22 protein-coding genes are annotated in these 26,683 nt (G+C 41.9%); 20 read left to right on the top strand and 2 right to left on the bottom strand.

Annotation, left to right across the window (positions count from 1 at the left end):
• The first annotated feature begins 248 nt into the window (after positions 1-248).
• Positions 249-656, top strand: coding sequence for an FKBP-type peptidyl-prolyl cis-trans isomerase (locus tag HXT30_RS04255; RefSeq protein ID WP_004130076.1), 408 nt, complete (start codon positions 249-251; stop codon positions 654-656).
• Positions 657-713: 57 nt separating this feature from the next.
• Complete coding sequence (locus HXT30_RS04250; protein WP_016635771.1) at positions 714-1,193, top strand: GreA/GreB family elongation factor; 480 nt, start codon at positions 714-716, stop codon at positions 1,191-1,193.
• 186 nt (positions 1,194-1,379) lie between these two features.
• Here the strand turns inward: HXT30_RS04250 and lexA are convergent, their stop codons facing one another.
• On the bottom strand, positions 1,380-2,102 hold the full coding sequence (lexA, locus tag HXT30_RS04245; protein WP_016635772.1) for a transcriptional repressor LexA: 723 nt from the start codon (positions 2,100-2,102) through the stop codon (positions 1,380-1,382).
• A 160-nt stretch (positions 2,103-2,262) separates the two neighbouring features.
• On the opposite strand from lexA, the gene HXT30_RS04240 reads away from it, so the two are divergent.
• Entirely contained in the window at positions 2,263-2,625 is a 363-nt protein-coding gene (locus tag HXT30_RS04240; RefSeq protein ID WP_016635773.1) for a LysM peptidoglycan-binding domain-containing protein, read from the top strand.
• A 312-nt stretch (positions 2,626-2,937) separates the two neighbouring features.
• Positions 2,938-3,384, top strand: a complete 447-nt coding sequence (nrdR, locus tag HXT30_RS04235) for a transcriptional regulator NrdR (RefSeq protein WP_032812895.1) — start codon at positions 2,938-2,940, stop codon at positions 3,382-3,384.
• Between the two features lie 236 nt (positions 3,385-3,620).
• Here the strand turns inward: nrdR and HXT30_RS04230 are convergent, their stop codons facing one another.
• Positions 3,621-5,897 (bottom strand): AAA family ATPase, encoded by a 2,277-nt coding sequence (locus tag HXT30_RS04230; RefSeq protein WP_032817014.1) that lies wholly within the window; start codon positions 5,895-5,897, stop codon positions 3,621-3,623.
• A 200-nt stretch (positions 5,898-6,097) separates the two neighbouring features.
• On the opposite strand from HXT30_RS04230, the gene mraZ reads away from it, so the two are divergent.
• The 16 genes from mraZ to tuf all read left to right on the top strand — a co-directional run bounded on the left by mraZ (position 6,098) and on the right by tuf (position 26,664).
• Positions 6,098-6,877, top strand: a complete 780-nt coding sequence (mraZ, locus tag HXT30_RS04225) for a division/cell wall cluster transcriptional repressor MraZ (protein WP_422111369.1) — start codon at positions 6,098-6,100, stop codon at positions 6,875-6,877.
• A complete protein-coding gene (gene rsmH, locus HXT30_RS04220) occupies positions 6,874-7,944 on the top strand; it encodes a 16S rRNA (cytosine(1402)-N(4))-methyltransferase RsmH (protein ID WP_422111368.1) in 1,071 nt (356 codons plus the stop codon). The genes mraZ and rsmH overlap by 4 nt, the downstream gene beginning before the upstream one ends.
• Positions 7,944-8,588 (top strand): hypothetical protein, encoded by a 645-nt coding sequence (locus HXT30_RS04215; protein ID WP_422111367.1) that lies wholly within the window; start codon positions 7,944-7,946, stop codon positions 8,586-8,588. Before rsmH ends, HXT30_RS04215 begins: the two co-directional genes overlap by 1 nt.
• Positions 8,588-10,642: a peptidoglycan D,D-transpeptidase FtsI family protein gene (locus HXT30_RS04210; RefSeq protein WP_422111840.1), complete on the top strand. Its 2,055-nt coding sequence runs from the start codon at positions 8,588-8,590 to the stop codon at positions 10,640-10,642. Before HXT30_RS04215 ends, HXT30_RS04210 begins: the two co-directional genes overlap by 1 nt.
• A gap of 28 nt (positions 10,643-10,670) precedes the next feature.
• Positions 10,671-11,861, top strand: coding sequence for a UDP-N-acetylmuramyl peptide synthase (locus tag HXT30_RS04205; RefSeq protein ID WP_410294211.1), 1,191 nt, complete (start codon positions 10,671-10,673; stop codon positions 11,859-11,861).
• 23 nt (positions 11,862-11,884) lie between these two features.
• Positions 11,885-13,732, top strand: a complete 1,848-nt coding sequence (locus HXT30_RS04200) for a UDP-N-acetylmuramoyl-tripeptide--D-alanyl-D-alanine ligase (RefSeq protein ID WP_422111366.1) — start codon at positions 11,885-11,887, stop codon at positions 13,730-13,732.
• Positions 13,729-14,832: a phospho-N-acetylmuramoyl-pentapeptide-transferase gene (gene mraY, locus HXT30_RS04195; protein WP_016831776.1), complete on the top strand. Its 1,104-nt coding sequence runs from the start codon at positions 13,729-13,731 to the stop codon at positions 14,830-14,832. Before HXT30_RS04200 ends, mraY begins: the two co-directional genes overlap by 4 nt.
• 9 nt (positions 14,833-14,841) lie before the next feature.
• Complete coding sequence (gene murD / locus HXT30_RS04190; RefSeq protein WP_422111365.1) at positions 14,842-16,410, top strand: UDP-N-acetylmuramoyl-L-alanine--D-glutamate ligase; 1,569 nt, start codon at positions 14,842-14,844, stop codon at positions 16,408-16,410.
• Positions 16,403-17,746 (top strand): FtsW/RodA/SpoVE family cell cycle protein, encoded by a 1,344-nt coding sequence (locus HXT30_RS04185; RefSeq protein ID WP_020757202.1) that lies wholly within the window; start codon positions 16,403-16,405, stop codon positions 17,744-17,746. Before murD ends, HXT30_RS04185 begins: the two co-directional genes overlap by 8 nt.
• 209 nt (positions 17,747-17,955) lie before the next feature.
• Positions 17,956-19,161 (top strand): UDP-N-acetylglucosamine--N-acetylmuramyl-(pentapeptide) pyrophosphoryl-undecaprenol N-acetylglucosamine transferase, encoded by a 1,206-nt coding sequence (locus tag HXT30_RS04180; RefSeq protein WP_422111839.1) that lies wholly within the window; start codon positions 17,956-17,958, stop codon positions 19,159-19,161.
• Positions 19,162-19,163: 2 nt separating this feature from the next.
• The gene (murC, locus tag HXT30_RS04175) at positions 19,164-20,672 is read left to right on the top strand and encodes a UDP-N-acetylmuramate--L-alanine ligase (RefSeq protein ID WP_422111364.1); all 1,509 of its coding nucleotides are present in this window, start codon (positions 19,164-19,166) and stop codon (positions 20,670-20,672) included.
• 127 nt (positions 20,673-20,799) lie between these two features.
• Complete coding sequence (locus HXT30_RS04170; protein ID WP_422111838.1) at positions 20,800-22,002, top strand: cell division protein FtsQ/DivIB; 1,203 nt, start codon at positions 20,800-20,802, stop codon at positions 22,000-22,002.
• 274 nt (positions 22,003-22,276) lie between these two features.
• A complete protein-coding gene (gene rpsL / locus HXT30_RS04165) occupies positions 22,277-22,648 on the top strand; it encodes a 30S ribosomal protein S12 (RefSeq protein WP_003813881.1) in 372 nt (123 codons plus the stop codon).
• A gap of 3 nt (positions 22,649-22,651) precedes the next feature.
• Entirely contained in the window at positions 22,652-23,122 is a 471-nt protein-coding gene (rpsG, locus tag HXT30_RS04160; protein ID WP_004127577.1) for a 30S ribosomal protein S7, read from the top strand.
• 42 nt (positions 23,123-23,164) lie between these two features.
• On the top strand, positions 23,165-25,294 hold the full coding sequence (gene fusA / locus HXT30_RS04155; RefSeq protein WP_020757198.1) for an elongation factor G: 2,130 nt from the start codon (positions 23,165-23,167) through the stop codon (positions 25,292-25,294).
• 170 nt (positions 25,295-25,464) lie between these two features.
• Positions 25,465-26,664 carry an elongation factor Tu gene (gene tuf, locus HXT30_RS04150; RefSeq protein ID WP_415694684.1) on the top strand — a complete coding sequence of 400 codons (1,200 nt, stop codon included), beginning with the start codon at positions 25,465-25,467 and terminating at the stop codon, positions 26,662-26,664.
• Positions 26,665-26,683 lie beyond the last annotated feature (19 nt).

Here is a 26,683-nt window from a genome sequence, read left to right as displayed (position 1 = left end):
GCTATTTTTATTGCATTTTCCTTAAGGATGTTTTGCATATTTGCTTGAATTGTGTTGCTATATTGTTATGCAAGTTATATGCGTATTGGCATAGGTAGCGGTTGAGTGCTAATCTAAAACACGCTATAAAATTGCAAAAATGTTATAATATTCAAAGTTTTTAATGAATAGTTTGTAAGTGTTAGTGGCTTTTTGCAAGCATTTACACATGTTTGTAAGGGATTATAAGAGGTTATAAAGGAGGCAAAATGGCACAGGATATGCCAGAAGTAGTTGCGGAATTTGGTACTACGCCAACGGTGACGTTCCCAGCGCTTGAGCCGCCAGCAGGGCTTAAGGTTGTTGAATTGGTAGAAGGCAATGGGCCTTTGGTTCGTGCTGGAGACACTGTTACCGTTAATTACCATGGCGTTGTTTGGGGAGCAAGTGAGCCTTTTGACTCTAGTTTTGCTCGTCATACTCCTGCCAGCTTTGGTATTGGTGTTGGTCAGGTTATTCAGGGTTGGGATCGTACTGTTCCAGGACATAATGTTGGTTCTCGCTTACTTGTTTCTATTCCGCCTGAGTATGGTTATGGTTCACGAGGTGTTCCGCAGGCTGGAATTGGTGGTTCGGACACCCTCGTTTTTGTGATTGATATTATTTCTACTCGCTAAACGCGAGTGATTGTTTTGTTGCTTTTATTCTTTATTCTTTGTTAAGGAGATTGCAAAATGGCTGAAGAAAAAGTAATTCTATTGACTAAAGAAGCCTACGATAAGCTTAAGGAAGAATTAGCTCATCGCGAAGGTGAATATCGTGATGAAATCACCGAGCGTATTGCTGCTGCTCGCGCCGAAGGCGATTTGTCTGAAAACGGTGGCTATCAGGCTGCTCGCGAAGAGCAGGGCAAGAACGAGGGTCGTATTAACGAGCTTATTGTTAAGCTACGCAACGCAAAGATTCTTGAGGCTCCAGAGGAAGGCCTTGTTGGCAATGGCTCTGTTGTTACTTTAGATCTTGCTGGTCGAGAGATGACTTATGTTCTTGGTTCTCGTGATATTGCTGTTGCTACCGATTACGATGTTATTAGTCCAGAATCTCCGATTGGTGCTGCAATTATTGGCGCTAAAGCGGGTGATACTGTTAGCTACTCTGCTCCAAATGGTCGCCAAATTTCTGTAACCATTAAGGATTCTCATCCACTCGCTTAAACAATGAATTTGTTTTAATAAGCGAGCACATACTTGTTATCTATCTATTTTCTCTAATCGCTGTGATTTAGAATCTATATGATTTATAGGTCACAGCGATTTTATTTATATGCTTATTTGTATCCGTTTAACAGTATCGCTCTTTAGTTGTTTTAATCTCGTAAATCTTGTAAATCTCTTAAATCATTAAATTTTTCTTAAAATGGTAACAACTTTGCCCATTATCTTTGCGTGAGACCCATCTATAGGGGAATACGCTGGATTGTGAGGCATAAGCCAAACGTGACCATTTTCTTTTCTAAACGTCTTTACAGTTGCTTCGTTATCTAGCAGTGCAGCAACAATATCTCCATTTGTTGCTTCATTCTGTTCTCGCACAACAACATAATCACCGTCGCAAATTGCTGCGTCAATCATTGAATCTCCATGCACTTCTAGCATGAACAGATTTCCGCTTCCAGTAAGTCTTTCTGGCAAACGCATAACATCTTCAACATGTTGTTCAGCTGTTATAGGTACTCCTGCAGCGATTCTTCCAACAAGAGGAACATCGTGAGAGTTTATCAAAGACTCACTGTTATACATGCTCACATCGATAGCTGATTGTTTTTCAAGCAATGCATGGGCTTTTTCTTTATTCTTTTGTATAAAATCTCCAATAACTTCAATTGCTCTACCTTTATTTGCACTTATTCGTATTAATCCTTTCATCTCGAGTGCTCGTAATTGATGTTTTACGGAAGAAGGACTTCTTAAGCCTACAGCTTCACCTATTTCTCTAAATGATGGAGGGAATCCATGTTCTTCGAGGCATTGCTGTATAGCATCCATGATTTTTCTCTGGCGATCTGTTAGTGGCTCAGCGTTGTGCGCCGCAGAATCACTAAGCTCGTTTTGGGTGGTATTCATGGTGTCTCCTTTCGTTGTTTTACATTCTAATACACTTTTCAAAAAAAATCAAACATATGTTCGACACGCCGTTGCATCTTTAGAACAAATGTGTCAAGATTAATACACTTGTTCGATAGAACAAATGTTCATATCAATTAAAACGTAAGAAAGGATAGTTATGTATAAGAACTTGAACTCTTCTAATGGTATTAGTTATTCAACACCAAATCGTGCCGCTTTGGCTAATAAGGGTTACAAAAAACGCAAAAATAAATTATTTATTCGTTTTATAGTTTTTTCTGCGTTAGTTTGTTTTGCTTGGATTATTTTTATGCCAAAGCCAGCTGTTTCAGCCGTATCAAAATCCTTTGTAACGTATACTGTTCGACCTGGAGATACCTTATGGAGTTATGCAAAATCCATAACAGATAAAAATGGCAATATTTCTGATTCTGTTGATTACCTTATGCAATTAAATAATCTTGATTCTACAGATTTAGAAGTAGGGCAGTCTATACGAGTACCTTTTATTGACGACTGATTTTGTTATTACAAATATTATTAGAATGGAGTATTTATGAGTTCGGATTATGAATATAATTCGTCAGACTCGTATGATTTGTTTGCATTATATTATTGCGATGATTCTGCATGTTTCAGTTGTAATGATCTAAGCGTTAAACCAATTGTTGAACCACTTGTTGTTATGGATGTATCTATATATCCATCTATTCGAGTGTTTTGCGATAAATTTTATAAAATATATGAGGAAAAATATGAAAAAATCGATTTATTTATATAAAACATTGAAATATATATAACATATTTAATTAATTTTTAGTATGCTGTATATATGCATTGTCCTTTTTGTAAGAATTCCGATACTAAGGTTATTGACACTAGAATCAGCGAGGATGGATATTCAATCCGTCGTAGGCGCGAGTGTCAGATGTGTGGTAATCGTTTTACAACAGTAGAAACTACGCAATTGCTTGTTATGAAGCGTTCTGGTTCTGTGGAACCTTTTGATAGGGCAAAAGTGGTTGCTGGTGTTGGAAAAGCTTGCCAGGGTAGACCAATAGATTCTGAGGAGCTAAAGACTCTTGGAATGGAAGTTGAAGCTGATTTACGCGCTCGTGGATTAGCTCAAATCACATCCGAAGATGTTGGAAAAGCAATATTAAAGCCGTTGCGTGAACTAGACGAGGTGGCGTATCTTCGTTTTGCTAGCGTATATCAGAATTTTACTGGTTTGGAAGATTTTGAACGTGCAATAGATGATCTTAAGAAAAGTAAGTGATTGTGCAATATTTTACATTGAGTGAACAATTTGTGAATGTTGCTGAATAAGTATAAGTTTGAGTATTTGAGTTTGTGTGAATGTTGATTTGCTGTTTGTTAGCGAATCGTTGAGTCTTAGAATAAATATGGTTATAGTGTGAGGGATAACCTGATTTGTTTGACCCAATTAAAGGGTCAAACAAATAACAAGGTTGTTAATAGTTGGGTTTACTCAGTACTTTTACTTCGCGATTATTACTTTGAAAAATTGGCGTCGTCTTGTGTGCGCAAGACAACAAGACGCTGTGTTGGTCTTGTCATTGCAACGTATAGATTTGCCGCTGCGCTAAGTCTGGATGCTGCTTCCTGCTCGATGGCAGAAGGTTGCATTAGAATTACCGCATCGTATTCCAATCCCTTAACATTTTCCGCATTGCAAACGCTAATTTGACTATCGTCAAAGTTTTGCTGAATTATGCGTGCATATTCCTTAGTTGAAAGATTCTTGCTAAGAGTATTTTTAACGATTTTGTTTGCATGCTTTATTAGTTCTTGAGGAACAATAATTGCTACGCGTCCGCTTCCGTCTTCGGAAACAAATTCGTTAAATAAGTCAATGCAATATTTAGCAAGCATATTATTAAGCTCATTTTGATTCTGAACCGTATGTGTAACAAGCGAATCTGGAACAGATCTAACTGCATTAACTGTTGATATATATAAGCCAGAATTATTTGCAACTTTTCCTGCAGCTTCAGAAACTTCTTTAGGATTACGGTAATTAATTGTTAGTTCATAAAGATCCCAGTTTTCGTTTCCAAACAATGAGCTCATGTTTTTTTGCCAACTATGTGTACCACCTAGAGAGGAGGTTTGTGCAACATCGCCAACAATTGTAAATGAGCGTGAAGGGCACCTGCGTATTAGCATACGCCAATCCATTGCAGTAAGCTCTTGCGCTTCATCTACAACAACATGGCCATAAGTCCACTCTCTATCAGACGCGGCAAGATTTGCAACCATACTTGCATCGTTACCTTGAATATTCTCAATAAGCATATCGGCGGTAATAATGCCATTTCCTATGCCATTTTGTGCAAGAGTATCGGAAGCATATTGCTGTTCTTCGAGTTTTTTACGAGCGAGAGCAGCGTTTTGTGCTTCAATCTTTGGATCTGGGCCTAGTAGCTCCATAGCTTCGTCAAGAAGTGGGATGTCGGACTGAGTTAAAGGACTTCCTTTTGGTCTAATCAATGCACGAATATCATTTTCACTTAACCAAGGAGCATATATGCGAAGTTGTTCAGGTTTAGAAAAGAGTTGGTCTATAAGCCAATTGGCATTCATAGGTAGCCAAGCAAGATTTAATGTAATCTTGAGCTTATTTTCCATTCTAAGTTGCGAAGTAATGTCAGATATTTCCGCTTGGGAAGGAACATAATCAAGTTGTTCTAGATACCTGTTTCTAAGCGAACTTATAACTGACTTTACAAATGTTTTACGCGCCTGGTTATGAGGCTGGTGTGTGCGCTGAGCGTCTAATTGTGCAAGCTCTATATCTTCCTTTTTTAATTGCACAGCAAAACCATTTATGCGTAGTGTTGGCAAATCTTTAGGAACGCGTATTCTTGCGCAAATAGCGTTTTGAATAACGTTTTTCATGCGGTACATTCCCTTAAGTTTTGCTGCATGAGGAGTGTCTTGCGTTGTTGCATGAATATTTGGGATTAAATCCGCTATAGTTCTGCTAACAACACCAGTTTCACCCAAAGATGGCAAAACTTGATCTATGTATCTTAAGAATGCGGAGCTTGGTCCTACAATCAAAACGCCTGATCTTTCAAGCTTTCTGCGATGCGTGTAGAGCAAGTATGCTGCTCTGTGCAAAGCTACTGCAGTTTTGCCTGTACCAGGTCCACCTTGCACAACAATTGTACGGTCAAGAGGAGCGCGAATAATGCGGTCTTGTTCTGCCTGAATGGTTGCAACAATATCCGTCATTTTTCCAGTTCTACGAGAACCTAGAGAAGCAAGCAATGCGCCTTCGCCAGTAAGTGTTCCTTGCTTAGACGCTTTGTTTACTTCGTCTGAATGAATATCTAGAATCTCGTCTTCAACTCCTACAACTTCTCGGAATTTAAGAGTTATGTGCCTGCGCATAACAATGTCTCCATGATTTGAAGGAGTCGCTTCGTAGAATGGTCTAGCCGCTTCTGCTCTCCAATCAGTTAAGATTGGGTCGTGATTTTCGCTTAGTAAACCGATTCTTCCAATGTAGCGCCTTATGCCTTCTAGGCTGTCTAGTCTGCCGAACACGAGTCTATCTTCTACAGCTCTAAGTTGCGTTAAACGATCTTCATACATTGTTGCAAAAGAATCTCGTTCTGTTCGCTGAGTTGGTGAGCCATGCGAGCCTGCAGCGCGTACAGAATCAAGCCTTGCTCGGATTGTTGAACGCAAGTTATCTAATCGACTGTAAGCGCAATCAACCGCTTGTTGTTCTTCGCTGAGTTGTGAGGAGTACGTAGACATTTGTGTCCGTTCTTCTTAAAAGTTGGGCTAAAACTAGGCGTTTAAGTATACCTCGAGGCTAATACACGTTGCATGTTTCCAATCTGAGTTAAAAAAAATATTATTTTTTTACAAAAAAGTGGGGATTTTTGGTGAGAAATGGGGTAAAATGGTGAATGATGTGCAAGTGGCATATTGCATGTTGAAAAGGAGGTGGATTTATGGCTAGTAATAATGCTGGCGCAAATGCGCAAGATAAAGCCAATTCCTCCTTTAATCATGCTCAAAATCCATCTGGTTATGATTCTCAAAATACGGCTCAAGCTAATGCTCAAGATGCGCATATGCCAATGCAAAATTCTCAAGCGTACGCTCAGCCTTATTATGTGATGCCGCAAATGCCGCAAATGTATCAAGCGCAGCAAATGCCTCAAATGCCTGTTATGCAGCCTGTTATGCAACCTCAACCTATGTCTTCGGCTTTTACATCCACTCCTTTGCCTCAAGACGCGGTTTTTGGTGCTAATAATTTGCAAAGTCAGGCTAATAATCACGTAAAGAATCCGATACTTCTTGGAACTTATTCTCCAAAAATAGATGCAAAGGGTCGTGTTGCTTTACCTGCAAAATTCAGATCCCAGTTGGGTGATGGTTTTGTTATGGCTCGCGGACAAGAGCGATGCGTTTATGTTCTTCCAATGCAAGAGTTTGAGCGTATTACAACTCAGATTCAGCTCACATCTATGAGTAATAAGTCTGCAAGAGACTACCTTAGAGTCTTCCTTTCTGGCGCTGTTGATCAGGAGCCAGATAAGCAAGGTCGTATAGTAGTGCCTCCAATGCTAAGGGATTATGCAAATCTTGGAGATGAGATTGTTGTAATTGGTGTTGGAACTCGCGCAGAAATATGGAACAAATCTTCTTGGAACAATTATCTTGCAGATAAAGAGCAAGATTATGCAGATATTGCAAATGATGTTCTTCCGGCGGTGGCACAATGAAAGATTTATCTACAATTCATGCGCCAGTGTTGTTGGAAGACTGCGTAGATCTTGTTTCTCCAGCATTAGATCACAAAGATTCTATTGTTGTTGATTGCACTCTTGGACTTGCGGGTCACGCAACAGCTTTTCTTAAAGCTGCTCCACTTGCAACTCTTATTGGAATAGATAGAGATAGTGAAGCTCTTGGCTTGGCGACAAAAAGAATGCGCGATGAAGGCTTAGAGAATCGTTTTATTCCAGTGCATGCTGCATTTGATGAAGTTGACAAAGTTCTTGAAGATTTAGAAATCGATAAGATTGACGCAGCGTTTATGGACTTGGGTCTTTCTAGTTTGCAAATAGACGAGGAAGATAGAGGATTTTCTTATTCTCATAACACAGCCTTAGATATGCGTATGGATACAACTCAAAGTGTTACTGCTGAAACCATTCTTGCTACTTATAGTGCATCCAGTCTTGCTCAAATATTCCGTGAGTATGGTCAAGAACGTTTTTCTGGGCCAATCGCAAGAAAAATAGTGCAAGTTAGACAAGAGAATCCAATAAAAACCTCTGGTCAACTTGTTGATTTAGTGGATCATGTTATTCCGCGTGCTCATCGTGCTCCAGGAAATCCAGCTAAACGAGTTTTTCAGGCTCTTAGAATCGAAGTTAATGGAGAGCTAGATAAGCTTTCTAGGACTCTGCCAAAGCTTGCTTTGCGCTTAAATAACGGCGGCAGAATTGTTGTTGAGTCTTATCATTCTTTGGAAGATATTACGGTTAAGCGTTTTATGAATAAAGGCTTAGAAGTAGATGTTCCAGCAAATATGCCAATTATTCCGCAAAGTGCAAAACCTTTCTTTAAGTCTTTAACTCGCGGAGCTATTAAAGCATCTAAAGAAGAAATTGCAAATAATACAAGGTCTTCTTCTGTTCGCTTACGCGCAGTGGAGCTTATTAGAGATATTCCAGATAGGTGGATTAAAGACTTTACAGCTATTGCTCAAGGAGAAGATTCATCTTTGCATCGTTCTTCTTCTAAAGCGAATTGTGTAAATAACAGCAAAGGAGGCAGGTTCTAATGGATAAGCCAAGTAAAAACCGTGCTTCTAGGATTGCTGCGTCTTATGCAAGTTCATCTGCTCCTGCTGGGCGAGTAAACGAGAAAGCAGCTGGTAATAATTCAAGGCAAAATCGCGTTTTAAAGTCGATTCCATTAGTGTTTAGTGCCTCTGACCGTAGGTCTTATACAGTAATGAATCACTTACATAGAGTTATAGAGTGGAGTAACACTCGTAAAGCTCCTCTTTTCAACTTGATTATTGTTGTTATTTTCCTTTTTGTTACGCCTACTACGTCTTTGTTATTGCGCACAAAAATGGCGGAGATATCTTTTGAACAAGCTGCCACTCAATCAAGTATCTCTAGGCTTCGTCAAGATGTGGAAACTGCGCAAACAAAGTTAGATGCGCTAGAAGCGGATCTTCCAGCAAAAGCACAAGATATGGGAATGATTCCACAACAGGGAGCAATAACAGTTGATTTAAGTGCTTATGCCAATAAAAAGAAGGCAGAACAAGCTGCTATTGAAGCTCAAAAAGCTAAGCCAGAGCAAGCACAGCAAAAACTTAAACAACAACAAACTAAACCAGATAAAACTAAATCAGACAAAACTAAACAACAAACTAAACAACAGCCAGAACAAAAAAATAAGGAGAAACATTGATGAACCGCCTAATCAAGCAACGTTTCGCCAAATACTCAGGCAAAATGAAAACAGTATTGTATTATGCCAAACTTGCTGGTAAAAAGTTGCGCTCTATTACAAGCAGAGTGAGCAAAATCAGCAAGAGCAGATTCAATACGAGTAAGTTGTACAGATCATACGGCAGTAATGCCGCGCGTTCTGGTTCTGGTTATGCTTCTTCTGGAGCTAATGCACGTTATGGCGCTCAAACTAGCGTTATACGAAACACGGTTTTTGCAAAAAAGTGTATTGCTGTTGCAATGATATTCGCGTTTATTGCGTCTATAGCAATAGTAAAGCTTAGCTTTATACAGTTAATCAATGCACGTTCTACTGCTCAGGCGGCGCAGGCAGAACGTAGCAGAACTCGTCCAATACTCGCTCGTAGAGGTCGTATTTTAGACGCAAACGGTACCGTTTTAGCTCAAAGCGTTGAAAGATACAACATAATCGCAGACCCTATGAACGCTCAGTCTTTTAAGCCAACTCCTTGCACAAAGCAAACTGCTGGGAATTGTCATGCAATTAATGGCAAAGATGTTGAAGGAACTGGCGCTGTTGCTGTGGCGCGTCTTTTGGCTCCTATTTTGCATATGAGTTCTGTTGAAATAGGCGGCAAGATTGCAGGCGTAGGACGTTACGCTGTTATTAAAAGAAATGTTAAGCCTTCTGTTAAGCGCGCAATAGACAAGCTTAATCTTTCTGGTTGTGTTTATGCAGAAAACAGTAGCGAACGCGTATACTCGAGTGGCCCTATTCTTGGTGCTTTAATCGGTTCCGTTAAAGACGCTGAAGAAAGCGCTCGCAAGGAAGCAAAGGGCAGAAGAGGAGAAATTGGCGAATCTGGACTAGAGCTTTCTCAAGATAAGGTTCTAACTGGTAAAGATGGTTATCAAAAATATCAGGGAAATAACGTTGGAAATGAGAAAATTCCTGGAACGGTAAGCGAATATAAAGATGCTGTAAACGGTAACGACATAAAGCTAACTATTGATAGCGATGTAGATTGGTACGTTAAGAAGGTTCTTCTAGATGGCATTAACAGGTATAAAGCTGGATGGGGCGTTGCTGTTGTTCAAGATATTCGCACTGGAGAAATCGTTGCTCTAGAAGATAGCGATAGTATTAAAGCTGGTTCTGCCGAAGCTAGAGCATCTGTTTCTAAAGCTGTTAGCCAAGTGTTTGAGCCAGGCTCCATTGGTAAAGTTTTCTCAGTTGCAGGCATGCTTCAGACGGGCGCGCGCTCGTTATCAGATAAGTTTGCTGTTCCAGGAAGCATTGATAAGCAAGGTCAGCTTTTCCACGACGCTCATAATCATGGTGTTATGAGACTCACTTTGGCAGGCATTTTGAAGGAATCTTCTAACGTTGGATTGATTATGGCTGGCGAAAAATATCCAAATAACAAGCGTTATGAGTTTTTGTCTAAGTTTGGAATTGGACAATATACTGGATTAGGCTTGCAAGGAGAATCTCAAGGTTTGCTTCCGAGTGTTCAATCGTGGGATGGTCGTAAGCAAAACACTGTTTTGTTCGGTCAGGGTTATGCAGCAAACGCTTTGCAAATCACTAATGCTATATCAACAATCGCAAATAAAGGCGTAAGACTTAAGCAATCGATTATCAGGTCTGTAATTGATCCTCAAGGCAGAGTTACTGAGCGCAAAAGGCCAGAAGGCACTAGGGTGTTGGATGAGCACGTTGCTGATCAAATGTTAAACGCTATGGAGTCCACTGCAGAGTATTACGGTAGCTACATATCTGTTAATGGATATCGAATTGCTGCAAAGAGTGGTACTGCAGAAGTTGCTGGATTTGGCGGAGCGCTTAGCTCTATTGTTGCAGACTGCGCAGCAATATTGCCTGTAGATAATCCACGTTTTGCAATAACTGTAGCATTAAGCAATCCAGAAGGTACATTCGGTGTTTATACTGCGGCGCCTATTATAAAAACAATAGGCGAGTTCCTAATGCAAAAGTACAACGTTCCAGTATCGACTCCTCGCACCGATCCTATTGCTGTACAATGGTAATAGATAGCGAACGAGGGCGAGTGCGAGTATGAATGCTGTTGATGAATTTTCTAGAACAAGAGTAACTCTTGGTTTTGCTGCACAACAATACGGTTTTGAAGTAATACCATCTTTTGCTTCTGGAATAACAATTACGTCTTTAGCGTGTGATGTTAGGAATGTTAAGCCTGGGTGTCTTTTTATTCCTGCAAATCGCGTAGATAAAAGACAATTGGAAGCTGCTAGAGATGCTGGAGCATACGCAGCAATGGTTACTCCAGAGTTTAGATCCGAAGCGATGAGCGTTGGTATTCCACTTTTAGTTTCTTCCAACAATCCAGTAACTTTGGGCAAACTTGCTTGCGATGTTAATAATGACCCATCTTCTTTTATAGCGACTTTTGCGGTTGCTGGCGATGATGATGACGAAGTCTATGCAAACGTTATACGATTAGCTGATTTTCTTCATATGCTTGGCAATCCAATTGGTGTTATAAGCGCTGCGGGGTCTAATTCTCTTCAGCGAGAATTGGATTTAGAATATCCGCTTGGAATAGTGGATATTCAGCACAATTTGTCGGTATGTGTAGAAGATGGTGCTGCAGCTGTTGTTATAGCGCTAAATTCTGCAACTCTTAAAAAAGACGCTTTGCAATCTGTAAACATTGATGTTCTTGGAGTTGAAAGCAATAATGCGCTCGCAATGGCAGGAAGTCTTGATTTGTATAAGTCAGATTCCAGTTCGCAAGCTATTGAACGCAGTGGTGGCGATTTGGCATATGATTCAAGCTTGGCAAATTCAAAAGATAAGTCGCAAGCAAGCGGCACATTAGAAGCCAAATCTAAAGTGGATGCTAATTCAGAAGATTCGCAAAATTCGCAAGATTCGCATGAGTCTAAGTCTAAAGAATCATCGGAATCACTTATATATAGTAATAAAAAAGATGATTCTAAGATTGATTACAAGAACGATTCCAAGATTGACGAATCAAGCATAAAATCTGCGCGCCCTGTAATGAGTTTTTATAATTTGCAACAAAGGTATGGATTTATAAGTCACGAAAGATCTTATTGTGTAATGCGTTCTAGGGAATCCGATGAGTTAGCTGCATTAGCAGATCAAATCGGCGGCAAAAGTGTTAGTAAACATCTTTCTCTTTCAATCGCAATGGTTCTTGCTGCTGGTGTTAGAAGAGGAACAATTAAGAGCGCGTTGCGAGTATCTCACGAACTAAAATAGAAACCAATATTTAAGAGCAGAAAATGTTTTCAATAGAGCAAAATAGCAAGCAAAATAGCAAGCAAAATAAAATTACAGACACTGTTTTTACGCAAGATAGCACTCGTATGATGCCTATGAGCATTAAAGAGGTGGCAGATGCTGTTAACGCAAGCGAGCTTTTATGTGGTTCGTCTGCATCTTGCGATTCTGTAAAAAGCACCGATATTGTTAATTTCGCTACAAGTGATTCGCGTAACGTTGCTTGCGGAGCGGTATTTATTGCTATAAAGGGCGAGCGAGTAGACGGACACGATTTTGTTCAAAAAGCAGCTCAACTTGGAGCCAAAGCTGCGATTGTGGAACATGCTGTTTTGCTAGATGAAAGTGTGCAAAACAAGATTGCTCAAATCGTTGTTAAAAATTCGGTTGAAGCGCTTGGGCTTTTAGCAAAACATAATTTAGTTCGCCGCCGCGCGTTAAATACGCCGTTTAGCATTATTGGCATAACTGGTTCCGTTGGAAAAACTACCACAAAAGATATGCTTAATGCTTTGCTTTCAACGCTTGGCAATACAGTTGCGCCCGTTGGGTCTTTTAATAACGAGATTGGATTGCCATTAACGTCTTTGCGCGTAAACGAGAATACGCGATTCCTTATTGCGGAGATGGGTGCAAATCATGTTGGAGAAATCGCAATGCTCACAACTATTGCGCCTCCAGACTTATCGGTTGTGCTAAAAGTCGGTGTTGCTCATTTGGGTGAATTTGGATCTGTAGAAAAAATTGCGCAAGCTAAGAGTGAGATTGTTAGGGGACTTTTGCCTCATGGTGTTGCAATTTTGAATGCAGATGATTTTCGCGTTGCGTCTATGAACAAGCTGGCTGATCAAGATAAAGTTCGCTGGTTTGGCTTAAATGCTGATAATAATGGCAATTTTGATGCATCGAATAATGGTAATTATCAATTGCGCGCGCAAGATATTTCTTTAGACGAAAGTGGTTGTGCAAAATTTACGATTATCGAAAGCGAAAAAATCGCGACTAGTGAAAAAATCGCGACTAGTGTAAACATCGCGACTAGCGAAAATAGTGCAACACTACATCTTGCGCTTCCTGGCGCGCACAATGTTATGAATGCTCTTGCTGCATCAAATGTTGCACGATATTTTGGAATGAGTCTTAAAAATATTGCTCTAGTTTTGAATAAAGTTTCGCATATTAGCCCGCATCGTATGCAAATTTCTGTTATTTGCAAAGATGATAAAAAGTTTACACTTATTGACGATTCATTTAATGCAAATCCAGACTCTATGAAAGCAGGAATTGACGGATTATGCTCTTATGAGTCCGATGATTCTTCTAATTCCGCTAACTCTTCTAACTCCGACGATTCTGCAGATTCTGCAGATTCTGCCGATTCTGCCAAATCTTCATCCACTAAACTTTTTAGAATCGCTGTTTTAGGCTCAATGTTGGAACTTGGAAAAGACGAATATAACATGCATGAGTCTATAGGAAAATATGTTGCACAAAAGAATATTGACGCAATAATTTCCGTTGGATCTTCCACGAGTGAAAAATTAGATGAATTAGCTTCTTGCATAGCTAAAGGTGCTAGAGATAATTGGCAAAATAACAGAAATAACAGAAATAACATTGTAAATAAGTATCAAAATAACAATGTTGATTCTAAAAACAACGTGTACTTTGTGCATGATTGTATTGAGGCGAATAATATTGTTTGGAGTCTTGTGGGTGAGCATTCTAGTACTGTTGTGTTGTTAAAGGGGTCTCATGCTTCGGGGCTGAGTGTTTTGGCTGAAAGCTGGGCTAAACTTAGTAAGAGTCTTAACGCTAGCCTTAACAAACATACGGAGGTTAACCTGTGATTGCGCTTATTGTGGGAATAGTGGTTTCGCTAATAGTCACTATTGTTGGCACGCCGCTTTTAATCCGCTTAGTACACCGATTAAATTACGGACAATACATTCGCCAAGACGGTCCGCAATCACATTTAGTTAAGCGAGGCACGCCTACAATGGGCGGTGTTGTTATTAATCTTGCTGTTGTGGTTGGGTGGGCTGCATCTGCTTTGTACAGGTATTTTTCTGTTGGCAGAACGCCTTCTTGGTCTGCAGTTCTTGTTCTTTTTGCAATGCTTTCAATGGGCTTTTTAGGTTTTATTGATGATTTTGCAAAGGTTAGAAAAAAGCAAAATCTTGGCCTTTCTGTGCGAGCAAAGTTATTTGGTCAGATTATTTTTGCAAGCATTTATGCGCTTTTAGCTCTTATGCTGCCAACTCAGTCGGGCATTGCAAGCGCTCAGCCTGGCATGAGTTTTATAGAAAAGCCATTCTTTGATTTTTCTATGTTTGGCAAAGCAATAGGAATTGTAATTTTTATTATTTGGGTAAACTTTTTAATGGCTGCATGGTCTAATGCAGTAAATCTTACAGATGGATTAGATGGTCTTGCTGCTGGATCTTCTATGATTGCCTTTGCAGGATATGCACTTATCGCTTTTTGGGAAAGCTACCATGTTAAAGGCGGCGGTCACTTTGGATTCTCTTATGCTGTATCGGATCCGCTTGATTTAACAATTATTTCTGTTTGTGCTGCCGTTGCTTGCTTTGGATTCTTGTGGTACAACTCAAATCCTGCTCAAGTGTTTATGGGAGACACTGGTTCATTGGCTTTAGGTGGCCTTTTTGCTGCGCTTTCCATTGCTACTCACACAGAGTTTTTGGCTGTTATTTTAGGCGGACTGTTCGTTGTAGAAACTTGCAGTGATGTGATTCAGGTTGGCTGTTTTAAGTTAACGCATAAGCGCGTGTTCAAAATGGCGCCAATTCATCATCATTTTGAGCTTGTTGGATGGGCAGAAGGCAAAGTTGTTGTTCGTTTTTGGATGATTGAGCTTATGTTTGTTCTGTCTGCGTTGATGACGTTCTATGCGGATTGGGCAGGCCGTTCTGGATTGTTGATTTAGGGTGATTATATGAGCAATGTTGCAAATGATTTGTGCAAGGAGTTCTCTTTGCACAATGAGTTCCCGTTCCATAACGTTCTTGTAGCAGGATTAGGCGTTTCTGGCATAGGAGCCATGGAAGTGCTTAAAACTGTTGGCGCTAATGCGATTAGCGCAGACGAGCGTAAGGAAGAGGCACAAATCCACGATTTTTCTAAAATCGATTGGAATACGATTGATGCTGTTGTAACATCGCCAGTTTTTAACCCTAGAACGCCTTTTATTCTAGAGGCTCAAAAGCGCAATATTCCAGTCATCAGCGAAGTGGAGCTTGCGTGGCTTGTGCGCGTAAAGTCGCTTAAAACAAATCTTCCAGCTGCATGGATTGGAATTACTGGAACAAATGGAAAAACATCTACAACAGAGATGACTTCCGATATGCTTACAGCTTGCGGTCTAGATGCTCCTGCAGTTGGCAACATTGGCAAGTCTGTTTCTTATGCTGCGCTAGAAAAAGAACACGACGCGTTATGTGTTGAATTAAGCTCCTTCCAACTTCATTTTACTAATTCCTTAGAGTTGGATTGCGCTGCGATTACTAATATTGCGGCTGACCATTTGGATTGGCACGGTGGCATTGAAGCTTACGCAAAAGATAAGTCGAAAGTTTTTAATGGCGTTAAAAAAGCGCTTGTGTACAATGCTCAAGATTCACGAGTTAGCGAATTAGCAAAAGTTGCACAAGTCAAAGATGGTTGTAAAAAAATTGGTTTTACACTTTGCGCGCCAAAATGCGGAGAAATAGGCGTTGAAAATGGTTGGATTGTAGACAAAAGTGGCGTTTCTGGCGCAAAAGTTGGTGATCCAGTCAAAATAGTAGCGCTAAAAGAACTAAAACACTTATGCGAGCCAGATGGAAGCGTGTATCCTCATCTTCTTGCAGACGCACTAACTGCGCTAGCTCTAACTCTTGGCTTAAAACAAGACGTTGAAAATGCAGTTAAAGCATTGTGCAACTTTGCTCCAGGAGGGCATAGGATTCAAACTGTTGCAACGTTAAATGCTAAAGATAGTCTTCCAGAACACGCGATTCGTTTTGTTGACGATTCAAAAGCTACTAATGCTCATGCTGCTGCCGCCTCTATTTCTAGTTTTGGCAAAAAATCCGTAATTTTGATTGCTGGAGGTCTTGCAAAAGGTGGCCATTTTGAAGATTTAGTTGATCAAAATCGTAGTATTATTAAGGCTGTTGTTGTTATTGGACTAGATCAAAAGCCGATTGTAGAAGCGCTTAATTCTAAAGGCCAGGGTATTCCTGTAACAATAGTTTCTGCGAATGGCGAAGGTTTCGAATCTTTTGATTCTGTAGATGATCGCGTTCTTAAAGAGGTTGAGAACTCGCCAGTTCTTAGCGCGGATTCTACTTTGGGTCAAAAAGTTATTTCTACAGCTGTTCAAGCTGCTGGAAGGTACGCGCAGCCTGGAGATGTTGTTCTTCTGGCACCAGCATGCGCTTCTATGGATCAATTTGTTTCTTACGCAGATCGTGGCAATCGTTTTGCTAAAGAATCTGAGCGATGGGTTAAGAGCCATGAATGAGAACAATAAAAAAGCTAGCTCATCAAGTTCTAGAAGCCCTAAAAAGCTTAAAAAACGCGGTTTTGGCATTTTTGGCAGTAAAGTGGAGTCTTCAAATAATGCTTTTGGCGTTAAAGAAACATTTAGTGATAATACAAAGGCTTTTAAGCAATACGTTGGTATTCGCAGTATTTTTAACCCATTGTGGTGTCTTTTTGGACTAAGAATATCTGTTGTAATATTAACCGTTTTTGGCTTATTTATGGTGTTTTCAAGCTCGTCGGTAACGATGATTACTTACGGAGCTGGCCCTTGGGGTTCTGGAATGAGCCAACTGTTTTATTGCGTTATTGGTCTTGCTGGATATTTGATTTTTTCACATCTTCCTGTTGATTTTTATAAAAGCAGGATTATTACCATTTACGCAATATCGGTTTTTATGCAATTTTTGACTTTTGTTCCAGGCATTAGGCACGAGGTTAATGGTAATGCTAGCTGGATTAAAATAGGCCCGCTTACAATGCAACCAGCGGAAATCACCAAACTTGCTATATGCATTTGGCTACCAATGGCACTTATTCTTGCAAAAAAGGCGTATAAGCGTGTTGCTATGCGCGCCTATATTCCAACAGTTGTAGCTTTGGGTGTTTCTGTTCTTTTAGTTGTTGCAGGCAAGGATCTTGGTACAGCTCTTATTATTTTGCTTATTGCTGTTGTGGCGTTTTATGTTGGAGGATTCCCTACAAAATGGCTTGTTGTGGCCCTTATAACGGCTTGTGCAGCAGTTTTATTGCTTGTTGTGACTAGCCAAAATCGTATGCGTCGTATTCTTGCTACGATTCATGGATGCGATGCAAAGTCGATTAGAGGCGTTTGTTTTCAGTCGATTCATGCGCAATACGCAATGGCGTCTGGTGGAATAATGGGAGTTGGCATAGGTAATTCTAGAGAAAAGTGGAATTATTTGCCGTATGCTCACAACGATTTTATTTTTGCAATCATTGGTGAAGAGATGGGCTTTATTGTTGCTTCTTGCGTAATCCTTCTTTACATTGTAATTGGCTGGTGCTTGCTAACTTCTGCCTTGCAATCAACAAATAAGCTTGTTTCAATATCTCTTATTAGCATTGCTACTTGGATTGTTGGCCAAGGACTAATAAACATTTTGGTTGTTGTTCAGGTTTTGCCAGTTATGGGCGTTCCTATGCCATTTGTTTCTGCAGGTGGATCTTCTCTTGTTATGTGTCTTCTTGCGATGGGTGTTGCGGATAGTTTTATTAAGAGCAATCCGAACATAAAATTTGGGAATAAATGGTCATTAAAGCGTGCAAAATCGCGGCAGCAAAGTGGTGATTAATCCGCTCAATATATAAACAAGTGTTAATCAAAAACAAGTATTAATCAAAATTGGGAAAGCATTATAGAATTATAAAATCCGCTTTTCGTAAAAGTTTTGTTTAATTTATATTTAATTGTTAAGTCATATATTAAAGTTTTAAGTAGATTAGTTCTGATTGGGATTTATGATTGGGATTATTAAATAAGCAGATTGAGGTGGCTGAATTGGTGCAAGATCAATATAAAGATAGCAATTCTTTGCATGTTGTTCTAGCAGGTGGGGGCACTGCTGGTCATGTTAATCCTCTTCTTTCTGTAGCGCATGCATTAAAAGATTTAGATGAGTCGGTAGAAATCAGTGTTATTGGCACTAATGCTGGTTTAGAAAAAACGCTGGTTCCTAAAGCGGGGCTGCCATTAGACGTTATTGAAAAAGTCCCATTCCCTAGAAAACCTAATCTTTACATGCTTAAGTTTCCTTTTAAGTGGATTCGCGAAACGCGAAAGGTTGCTAAGATTCTTGAGAAAAGGCATGCGAATATTGTTGTTGGATTTGGCGGTTACGCGTCTGCGCCAGTTTATGCACAAGCACATAAAATGCATTTGCCTATTGTGATTCATGAGCAAAATGCGCGTGCTGGAATGGCAAATAAGCTTGGAGCGCGTTGGGCAAGCATGATCGGGTGCGTTTACGATGGCACTGGTTTAATCGCAAGGGCGGCGTCGAATAGCAAAGCTATAAGAGTTGGTCTTCCTCTTAGAAAATCCATATCCGATTTATGCGCAAAGATTACTCAAGACATTGATTTAGCTAGATTTGAAGGCGCTAAAAATCTTGGACTAGATCCTAGCAGGCCGATTATTCTTGTAACTGGCGGGTCTTTGGGTGCTAAAAGCATTAACGAAGCTATGTCTATTGCTGCTGGCGATTTACTCAAATGCGCGCAAATCGTTCATCTTACGGGTAGCGGAAAATCTAAAGAAGTTAAAGATAATGTTGCGCGCTCGGCTGGTCTTAATCAAATAAACGACATTAAGCCAGAGCATGCAGGACTTGGTGATTACCATATTTGCGAATATTTAGAGCGAATTGATTGGGCTTTTGCTTGCGCTGACTTGGTGATTTGTAGATCGGGAGCAGGCACTGTTGCAGAAGTATCTGCGATTGGCGTTCCAGCAGTATACGTGCCTCTTCCAATTGGAAACGGTGAGCAGCGATTTAACGCACAACCTGTTGCAAACGCAGGGGGAGCAATTATTGTAAACGATTGCGATTTTAGCGATGATTGGATTCGCGCAAACGTGTTGAAATTGCTTAATAACCCAGACGAGCTTTGCAAGATGCGCGAAAAGGCTTGGAAATACGGCATTCGTAATGCTGCAAGAGTAATGGCAGAGCATATTCTTAAGATTGCAAAAGAAAGCAAAAAATAATCATGGAAATTAATATGAATCCTATTTGTGCTGCTTTTAGTAAAGATCAAACTGTAAATTCTTTAGGTTCGGTGCATTTTATTGGCATTGGCGGCGCTGGAATGAGCGTTTTAGCAGAGATGTTGCACGAAGAAGGCGTTAGTGTAAGCGGATGCGATAGTAAAGAAAGTGACCACACAAGTCGCTTAGAAGAACTCGGCATAAATGTGCAAATTGGTCAAAGTGCAAGCCATGTAAAAAATGCAGATATTCTTGTGTACTCTAGCGCGATTAAGCCAAATAATCCAGAAGTAGTGGCGTCTGCGCAAAATGGCGTAAAACTTGTTCACAGAAGTGACATTTTATCTTTACTTTTAAGCTCTAAAAAAGGTGTGACTGTTGCGGGGGCGCATGGTAAGACTACAACAAGCTCTCTTTTGGCTCATATTTTGAAAGTTTGTGGTAAAGGCGATTTAGCAGACCCGAGTTATGCGATTGGCGGTTCGATTCAAGCGCAGGGCGGCGGCGAGGTTGACGGAGGTCATGCTGGTTACGGAAGTGTTATGGTTGCGGAGGCGGACGAATCCGACGGCAGCTTTGAAAAATACAATCCATACGTTGCAATTGTTACAAACGTAGAAGCGGACCACCTAGACCATTATGGAAATGCGCAAAATTATCGCGCAGCGTTTGTTGAGCATTTAAGCCACGCTCTAGGATTTATTGTGATTTGTGCAGACGATGATGGCGCTCGCGCTGTTTTAGAGGATTTAAGCGATGATTCTCTTAAAAAAACAATCGCATACGCAAGTAGTAAGAATAGTGTTTCTTGCTTAAGTAATAGAGTAAAAAGCCTTGTAAAGTTTGCGTTTATTAATCACGAAAGCGAGCAGACGGGTAGTGGTAGTGAGTCGTTTGCTATTGACTTTAACGGCGATTCTATAAGCGTTAATCTTATGATTCCAGGCTTACATAATGCTAGAAATGCGTGTGCTGCGATTATTGCTGCAATGCTTTTGGGTATGAATCCTAAAGATGCTGCAGATGGAGCTTCGAGCTTCCTTGGTGCTTCTAGAAGATTTGACATTCGCGGATGTGTTGGCGGAGTAACGGTTGTAGACGATTACGCGCATCATCCTACAGAGATTGACGCTCTTTTGCGCGCCGCAAGAAGAAGGTATCCAGATTCTACGATTCGCGTGCTTTTCCAGCCACATCTGTTTTCTAGGACGCGCTCTTTTGCGCGCGAATTTGCTTCTGCTTTATCTCTTGCAAACGATGTTATTGTTACAGGCATTTTCCCAGCTCGAGAAAATCAGGAAGATTTTCCAAATATTCACGCTTCGACTATTGTTAACGCAGCTAAAGAATGTTCGCTTAATTGCAATATTGAAGCTGTAGAAGACATGAAAGATGGCGCTTTAATGCTTGCTCGCCGAGCTAATAGTGGAGATGTACTTTTTACGGTTGGTGCTGGAAGCATTACCACTATGACGTCTGTTATGCTAGAAGAGTTACGCTTAAAGCAATAAGCTAAATGGGCAATAATGTCGGCAAACAAGCGATAATAAGCAATCTGTAAAGTCGCAAATAAAGTAGTAAATAAAGTAGTAAATAAAGTCGCGTATAGATGCAAGTGGAAGTAGGTGAGTGATAGCTATGGGTCGAATGATTTTTGGCAAGTCTGCAAGCAATGATGAATCCAATGAGCCTAATAATCCTAATGAATCTGCTAGCTCTATTAAGCATACTAGGTCTATTACATCCACTTTTGCTGCAAGCGATACTTTTGCTGCGACTGATAATTTCCCTAAGTCTGATAATTTCCCTAAGTCTACTAATTTTTCTAAGTCTACTAATCTTGATGCGCATAAAAGGTCAATTCAATCCAATCTAAACTCACAAAATTCTACAAGATTAGCTAAAAATGATTTATCTAATAGCAAAAAAGCGACTACGAGTAGCTCGTTAGAAAATCAATCTTCTAAAAATGCTTTTGTAGATGCAAGAAGACTTTCCGTAGTTGATTTTGTAAAGCAAACGTTAAAGTCTAGTTCTGGTCCTCTTGGAATTGCATCTAGACCTAAAGTAATAGATTTTAGCGCTCGCGAAAAAGAAAAGAATTTTGCTAAAATACGTACCATTTTGCTGCGATTTGCCTACGCTTTTCTTGCGTTTGCATTAATCGCTTTGCTTTGTTGGATGCTGTTTTTATCTCCATTTTTCCGTCTTGATTCTAAAAATATACGCATTTTTGGCTCTAACGAATGGGTGAGTGAACAGAAAATCGCGTCAATTGCGTCTAATCAGGTAGATAAGTCACTGTTTTTAGTTTCTTCTCAACAAATAATTGAGCAATTAAATAACATACCCGGCGTAACAGAAACAAAGGTTGTAAAGCAATTTCCGCACGGTTTGCAAATAACTGTTCGTGCGCAAAAGCCTGCTGCAATGCTTAAAGCAAAAGATGGCGAAAAACTTACGGCTGTAGATGTTAAGGGTAGAGTCTTAAACGCTGTTCAAAACGTTTCTACTAGCGGAATACCAGTTATAGAAGTTAGTGACGTTAGTAAAAGTCTAAACAGTAGAGCTGTTAAGGAAGCGTTGAAAATTGTAAGCTCGCTTTCTCAAGATTTTAGGTCTCACGTTATTCGTGTTAGTGCAAAAACGCAGGATTCTGTTGAAACAGAGGTTTCTTACCCTGGTCCAAGCGGAGACGTTCATAGGATTGTTGTTTGGGGAGATTCTTCGGATTTGGAGCTTAAAAAGGCGATTGTGGAAACGATTATTAGCGATCCAAGTAAAATCGGCAATCGTCAGCTTTTGGATGTTTCTGCTCCTGCAAGGCCGATTCTTAAATAGTTTGCTTGAGTAGCTTGTTTAAGCGGTTTTTTAATTGTCAAGCAAATGTGTATAATAATAGTTTGTGTGTGCCAACGGCGTGCCTTATGTAATAGGCGTGCTGGTTGGGATATCCCAAGTGCCAAAGATAGCGCGCAGTAATGTGCGTCTGGAGGTGCAAGGGCCATCGGGCCGGTGGACTGTGGCTTTTCTCTTTAACCGATTCAGGTTTAAGGTGTGCTGCAGTGCTGCGGTTTCACCAAATAGAAGACATTAATGAATCGGAGAACTTAAGTTGCCTACGATTGAACAACTCGTCCGTAAGGGACGTCAGGCCAAGCCTAAGAAGTCAAAGACTTTGGCCTTGAAAGGTAGCCCGTTGCGTCGTGGCGTGTGCACTCGTGTGTACACAACCACTCCTAAGAAGCCAAACTCTGCGCTTCGTAAGGTTGCTCGTGTGCGCCTCAGCTCGGGTATTGAAGTAACCGCCTATATTCCAGGCGAAGGTCATAACTTGCAGGAGCACTCCATTGTGCTTGTGCGCGGTGGCCGTGTGAAGGATCTCCCAGGTGTGCGTTACCACATCGTGCGTGGCGCTCTCGATACCCAGGGTGTTAAGGACCGCAAGCAGGGTCGTTCCCTGTATGGAGCAAAGAAGGCGAAGTAAAACATGTCACGTAAAGGACCTGCAAAAAAGCATCAGCTGCTTCCTGATCCAATCTACGGCTCGACCGTCGTGGCTCAGTTGATTAACAAAATTCTTCTCGATGGCAAGAAGTCCATTGCAGAAAACATCGTCTACACCGCTCTTGAGCAGGTGAAGGCAAAGACCGAGCAGGAGCCAGTTTCTGTTTTGAAGCGCGCTCTCGATAACATTCGTCCAAGCCTCGAGGTTCGTTCCCGCCGCGTTGGTGGCGCAACCTACCAGGTGCCAGTCGAAGTTAAGCCTGCTCGTGCAAACACTTTGTCGTTGCGCTGGCTTACAGACTTCTCCCGCGTTCGTCGTGAGAAGACTATGGCTGAGCGTTTGGCTAACGAAATTCTCGATGCCTCCAATGGCTTGGGTGCTTCTGTAAAGCGCCGCGAGGATACCCACAAGATGGCAGAAGCAAACAAGGCTTTTGCTCACTATCGCTGGTAATCCACAAGATAATCGGTATCTTAAAGAGCTAAGGATAATAATATGGCACAAGATGTGCTTAACGACCTTAATATGGTTCGTAACATCGGCATCATGGCGCACATCGATGCTGGTAAGACTACTACCACCGAGCGTATTCTTTACTACACTGGTAAGAATTACAAGATTGGTGAAACTCACGATGGCGCTTCTACCATGGACTTTATGGCGCAGGAGCAGGAACGCGGTATTACTATTCAGTCTGCTGCAACCACTTGCTTCTGGCAGCGTCAAACCCATGACACAGATGACCGCTATCAAATCAACATCATCGATACACCAGGACACGTTGACTTTACCGCCGAGGTAGAGCGTTCTTTGCGTGTTCTCGACGGTGCTGTTGCAGTGTTCGACGGTAAGGAAGGCGTGGAGCCTCAGTCCGAAACCGTTTGGCGTCAGGCAGATAAGTATAGCGTTCCACGTATTTGCTTCATCAACAAGATGGATAAGTTGGGCGCAGACTTCTACTATTCTGTTAAGACCATTAAGGAAAAGCTTGGCGCTAAGCCACTCGTTATTCAGCTTCCAATCGGCGCTGAAAACGACTTCCTTGGTGTTGTTGACTTGATTCGTATGAAGGCTTACGTCTGGAATGACGTTAAGGACGATATGGGTGCTCATTACGACACCGTTGACATTCCTGCAGACTTGCAAGAGCGTGCAGAAGAATATCGTGCCGAGCTTATGGATCAGGTTGCAGAAGCCGACGAAGAGTTGCTTGAGAAGTATCTTGAATCGGGAGAGCTTTCCGAAGAAGAAATGCGCGCTGGTATTCGCAAGCTTACTATTGCTCGCGAAGCCTTCCCAGTAACTTGCGGTTCTGCATTTAAGGATAAGGGCGTTCAGCCAATGCTGGATGCTGTTGTTGACTTCCTTCCAAGCCCAGAAGATGTTCCATCTATTAAGGGCTTTGATCCAAGCGACGAATCTGTTGAGATTGATCGTAAGCCAGTAAATACAGATCCATTTGCTGCATTGGTCTTTAAGATCTCCACTCATCCGTTCTACGGCAAGCTTGTGTTCGTGCGCGTGTACTCTGGCGAAGTTAAGCCAGGCGATTCCGTGTACGATTCCACTAAGAGCAAGAAGGAACGCGTTGGTAAGATCTTCCAGATGCACGCAGATAAGGAAAATCCTGTAGATTCTGCAGAAGCTGGAAACATTTACACCTTCGTTGGTTTGAAGAACGTTAGCACGGGTGACACCTTGTGCGACGAGAAGAGCCCAATTTCCTTGGAATCCATGACATTCCCAGATCCTGTTATCGAGGTTGCTGTGGAGCCAAAGACTAAGGCAGATCAGGAAAAGATGAGCTTGGCCTTGGCTAAGCTTTCCGACGAAGATCCTACCTTCCAGGTTAAGACCGACGAAGAATCTGGTCAGACTTTGATTTCTGGTATGGGCGAGCTTCAGCTCGACATTATTGTGGATCGTATGCGCCGCGAGTTCAAGGTTGAAGCGAATGTTGGTAAGCCACAGGTTGCTTATCGCGAAACCATTCGCAAGGCTGTTATGAACCAGGAATACACCCACAAGAAGCAGACTGGTGGTTCTGGTCAGTTCGCAAAGGTTTTGATGAACTTCGAGCCAATCGATCCAGAATCTGGCGAAGTCTATCAGTTTGTTAACGAGGTCACTGGTGGCCACATTACTAAGGAATTCATTCCTTCCATCGACGCAGGTGTGCAGGAAGCTATGGAATCTGGCGTTTTGGCTGGCTTCCCAGTGGTTGGCGTTAAAGCAACCGTTACCGACGGTCAGACTCACGACGTTGATTCTTCGGAAATGGCCTTCAAGATTGCAGGTTCCATGTGCTTCAAGGAAGCTGCTCCTAAGGCTCACCCAGTAATCCTCGAGCCAATTATGGCCGTGGAAGTTCGTACTCCAGAAGAGTACATGGGCGACGTTATGGGCGATTTGAACTCCCGTCGTGGAAACATTCAGTCTATGACCGACGCTACTGGCGTTAAGGTTATTGACGCTAAGGTTCCACTGAGTGAGATGTTCGGCTACATTGGTGATCTTCGTTCCAAGACTCAGGGACGTGCAATGTTCACCATGCAAATGGACTCTTACGCGGAAGTTCCAAAGGCTGTTTCGGACGAGATTATTAAAGCCCAGCGCGGCGAGTAAAAGCGCACGCTACTTCGGTGTTTTGTGTCCCTAGTCAACGCTAAAATTTCGTACGTTGACTGGGTTCTGGCACCGAAGTGGCACCTAACCCAGAAACCCAGTAAATATGTAGCTAGAGGCTTCACATAAGAGTGTGAAGCAAACTACGAGACGTCCAGGAGGACAAACACATGGCAAAGGAAAAGTACGAGCGTACTAAGCCGCATGTTAACATTGGTACCATTGGTCACGTTGATCACGGTAAGACTACCTTGACCGCGGCTATTTCTAAGGTGCTTCATGGCGAATATCCAGATCTGAACCCTCAGTATGACTTCGATCAGATCGACGCCGCTCCAGAAGAGAAGGAGCGCGGCATTACCATTAACATCGCCCACATCGAGTATCAGACGGCTGCACGCCACTATGCTCACGTGGACGCTCCAGGCCACGCTGATTACGTTAAGAACATGATCACTGGTGCCGCTCAGATGGATGGCGCAATCCTCGTGGTTGCTGCTACCGACGGCCCAATGGCTCAGACCCGTGAACACGTCTTGCTTGCTAAGCAGGTCGGCGTTCCAAAAATTCTTGTTGCTTTGAACAAGTGCGATATGGTTGACGACGAAGAGCTTATCGACCTCGTTGAAGAAGAGGTTCGTGACCTCCTCGACGAAAACGGCTTCGATCGCGATTGCCCAGTCATCCGTACTTCCGCTTACGGCGCTTTGCATGATGACGCTCCAGATCACGAAAAGTGGGTAGAGACCGTCAAGGAACTCATGAAGGCTGTTGACGAGTACATCCCAACCCCAACTCACGATCTTGACAAGCCATTCTTGATGCCAATCGAAGATGTGTTCACCATCTCCGGTCGTGGTACCGTTGTCACCGGTCGTGTTGAGCGTGGTAAGCTCCCAATCAACACCCCAGTTGAGATTGTTGGTTTGCGCGATACTCAGACCACCACCGTCACCTCTATCGAGACCTTCCACAAGCAGATGGATGAGGCCGAGGCTGGCGATAACACTGGTCTTCTTCTTCGTGGTATCAACCGTACCGACGTTGAGCGTGGTCAGGTTGTGGCTGCTCCAGGTTCTGTGACACCACACACCAAGTTCGAAGGCGAAGTTTACGTCTTGACCAAGGACGAAGGTGGCCGTCACTCGCCATTCTTCTCCAACTACCGCCCACAGTTCTACTTCCGTACCACCGATGTTACTGGCGTTATCACCTTGCCAGACGGCATCGAAATGGTTCAGCCAGGCGATCACGCAACCTTCACTGTTGAGTTGATCCAGGCTATCGCAATGGAAGAGGGCTTGACCTTCGCAGTTCGTGAAGGTGGCCGTACCGTTGGCTCTGGTCGTGTGACCAAGATTCTTGCCTAGTATTTTCGATTTTCTAATC

This window comes from Gardnerella sp. DNF00571G (genome assembly GCF_049262695.1).
In the GTDB taxonomy this organism is placed as follows: Bacteria; Actinomycetota; Actinomycetes; order Actinomycetales; family Bifidobacteriaceae; genus Bifidobacterium; species Bifidobacterium piotii.
This window is presented reverse-complemented; position numbering and strand designations above follow the sequence as displayed.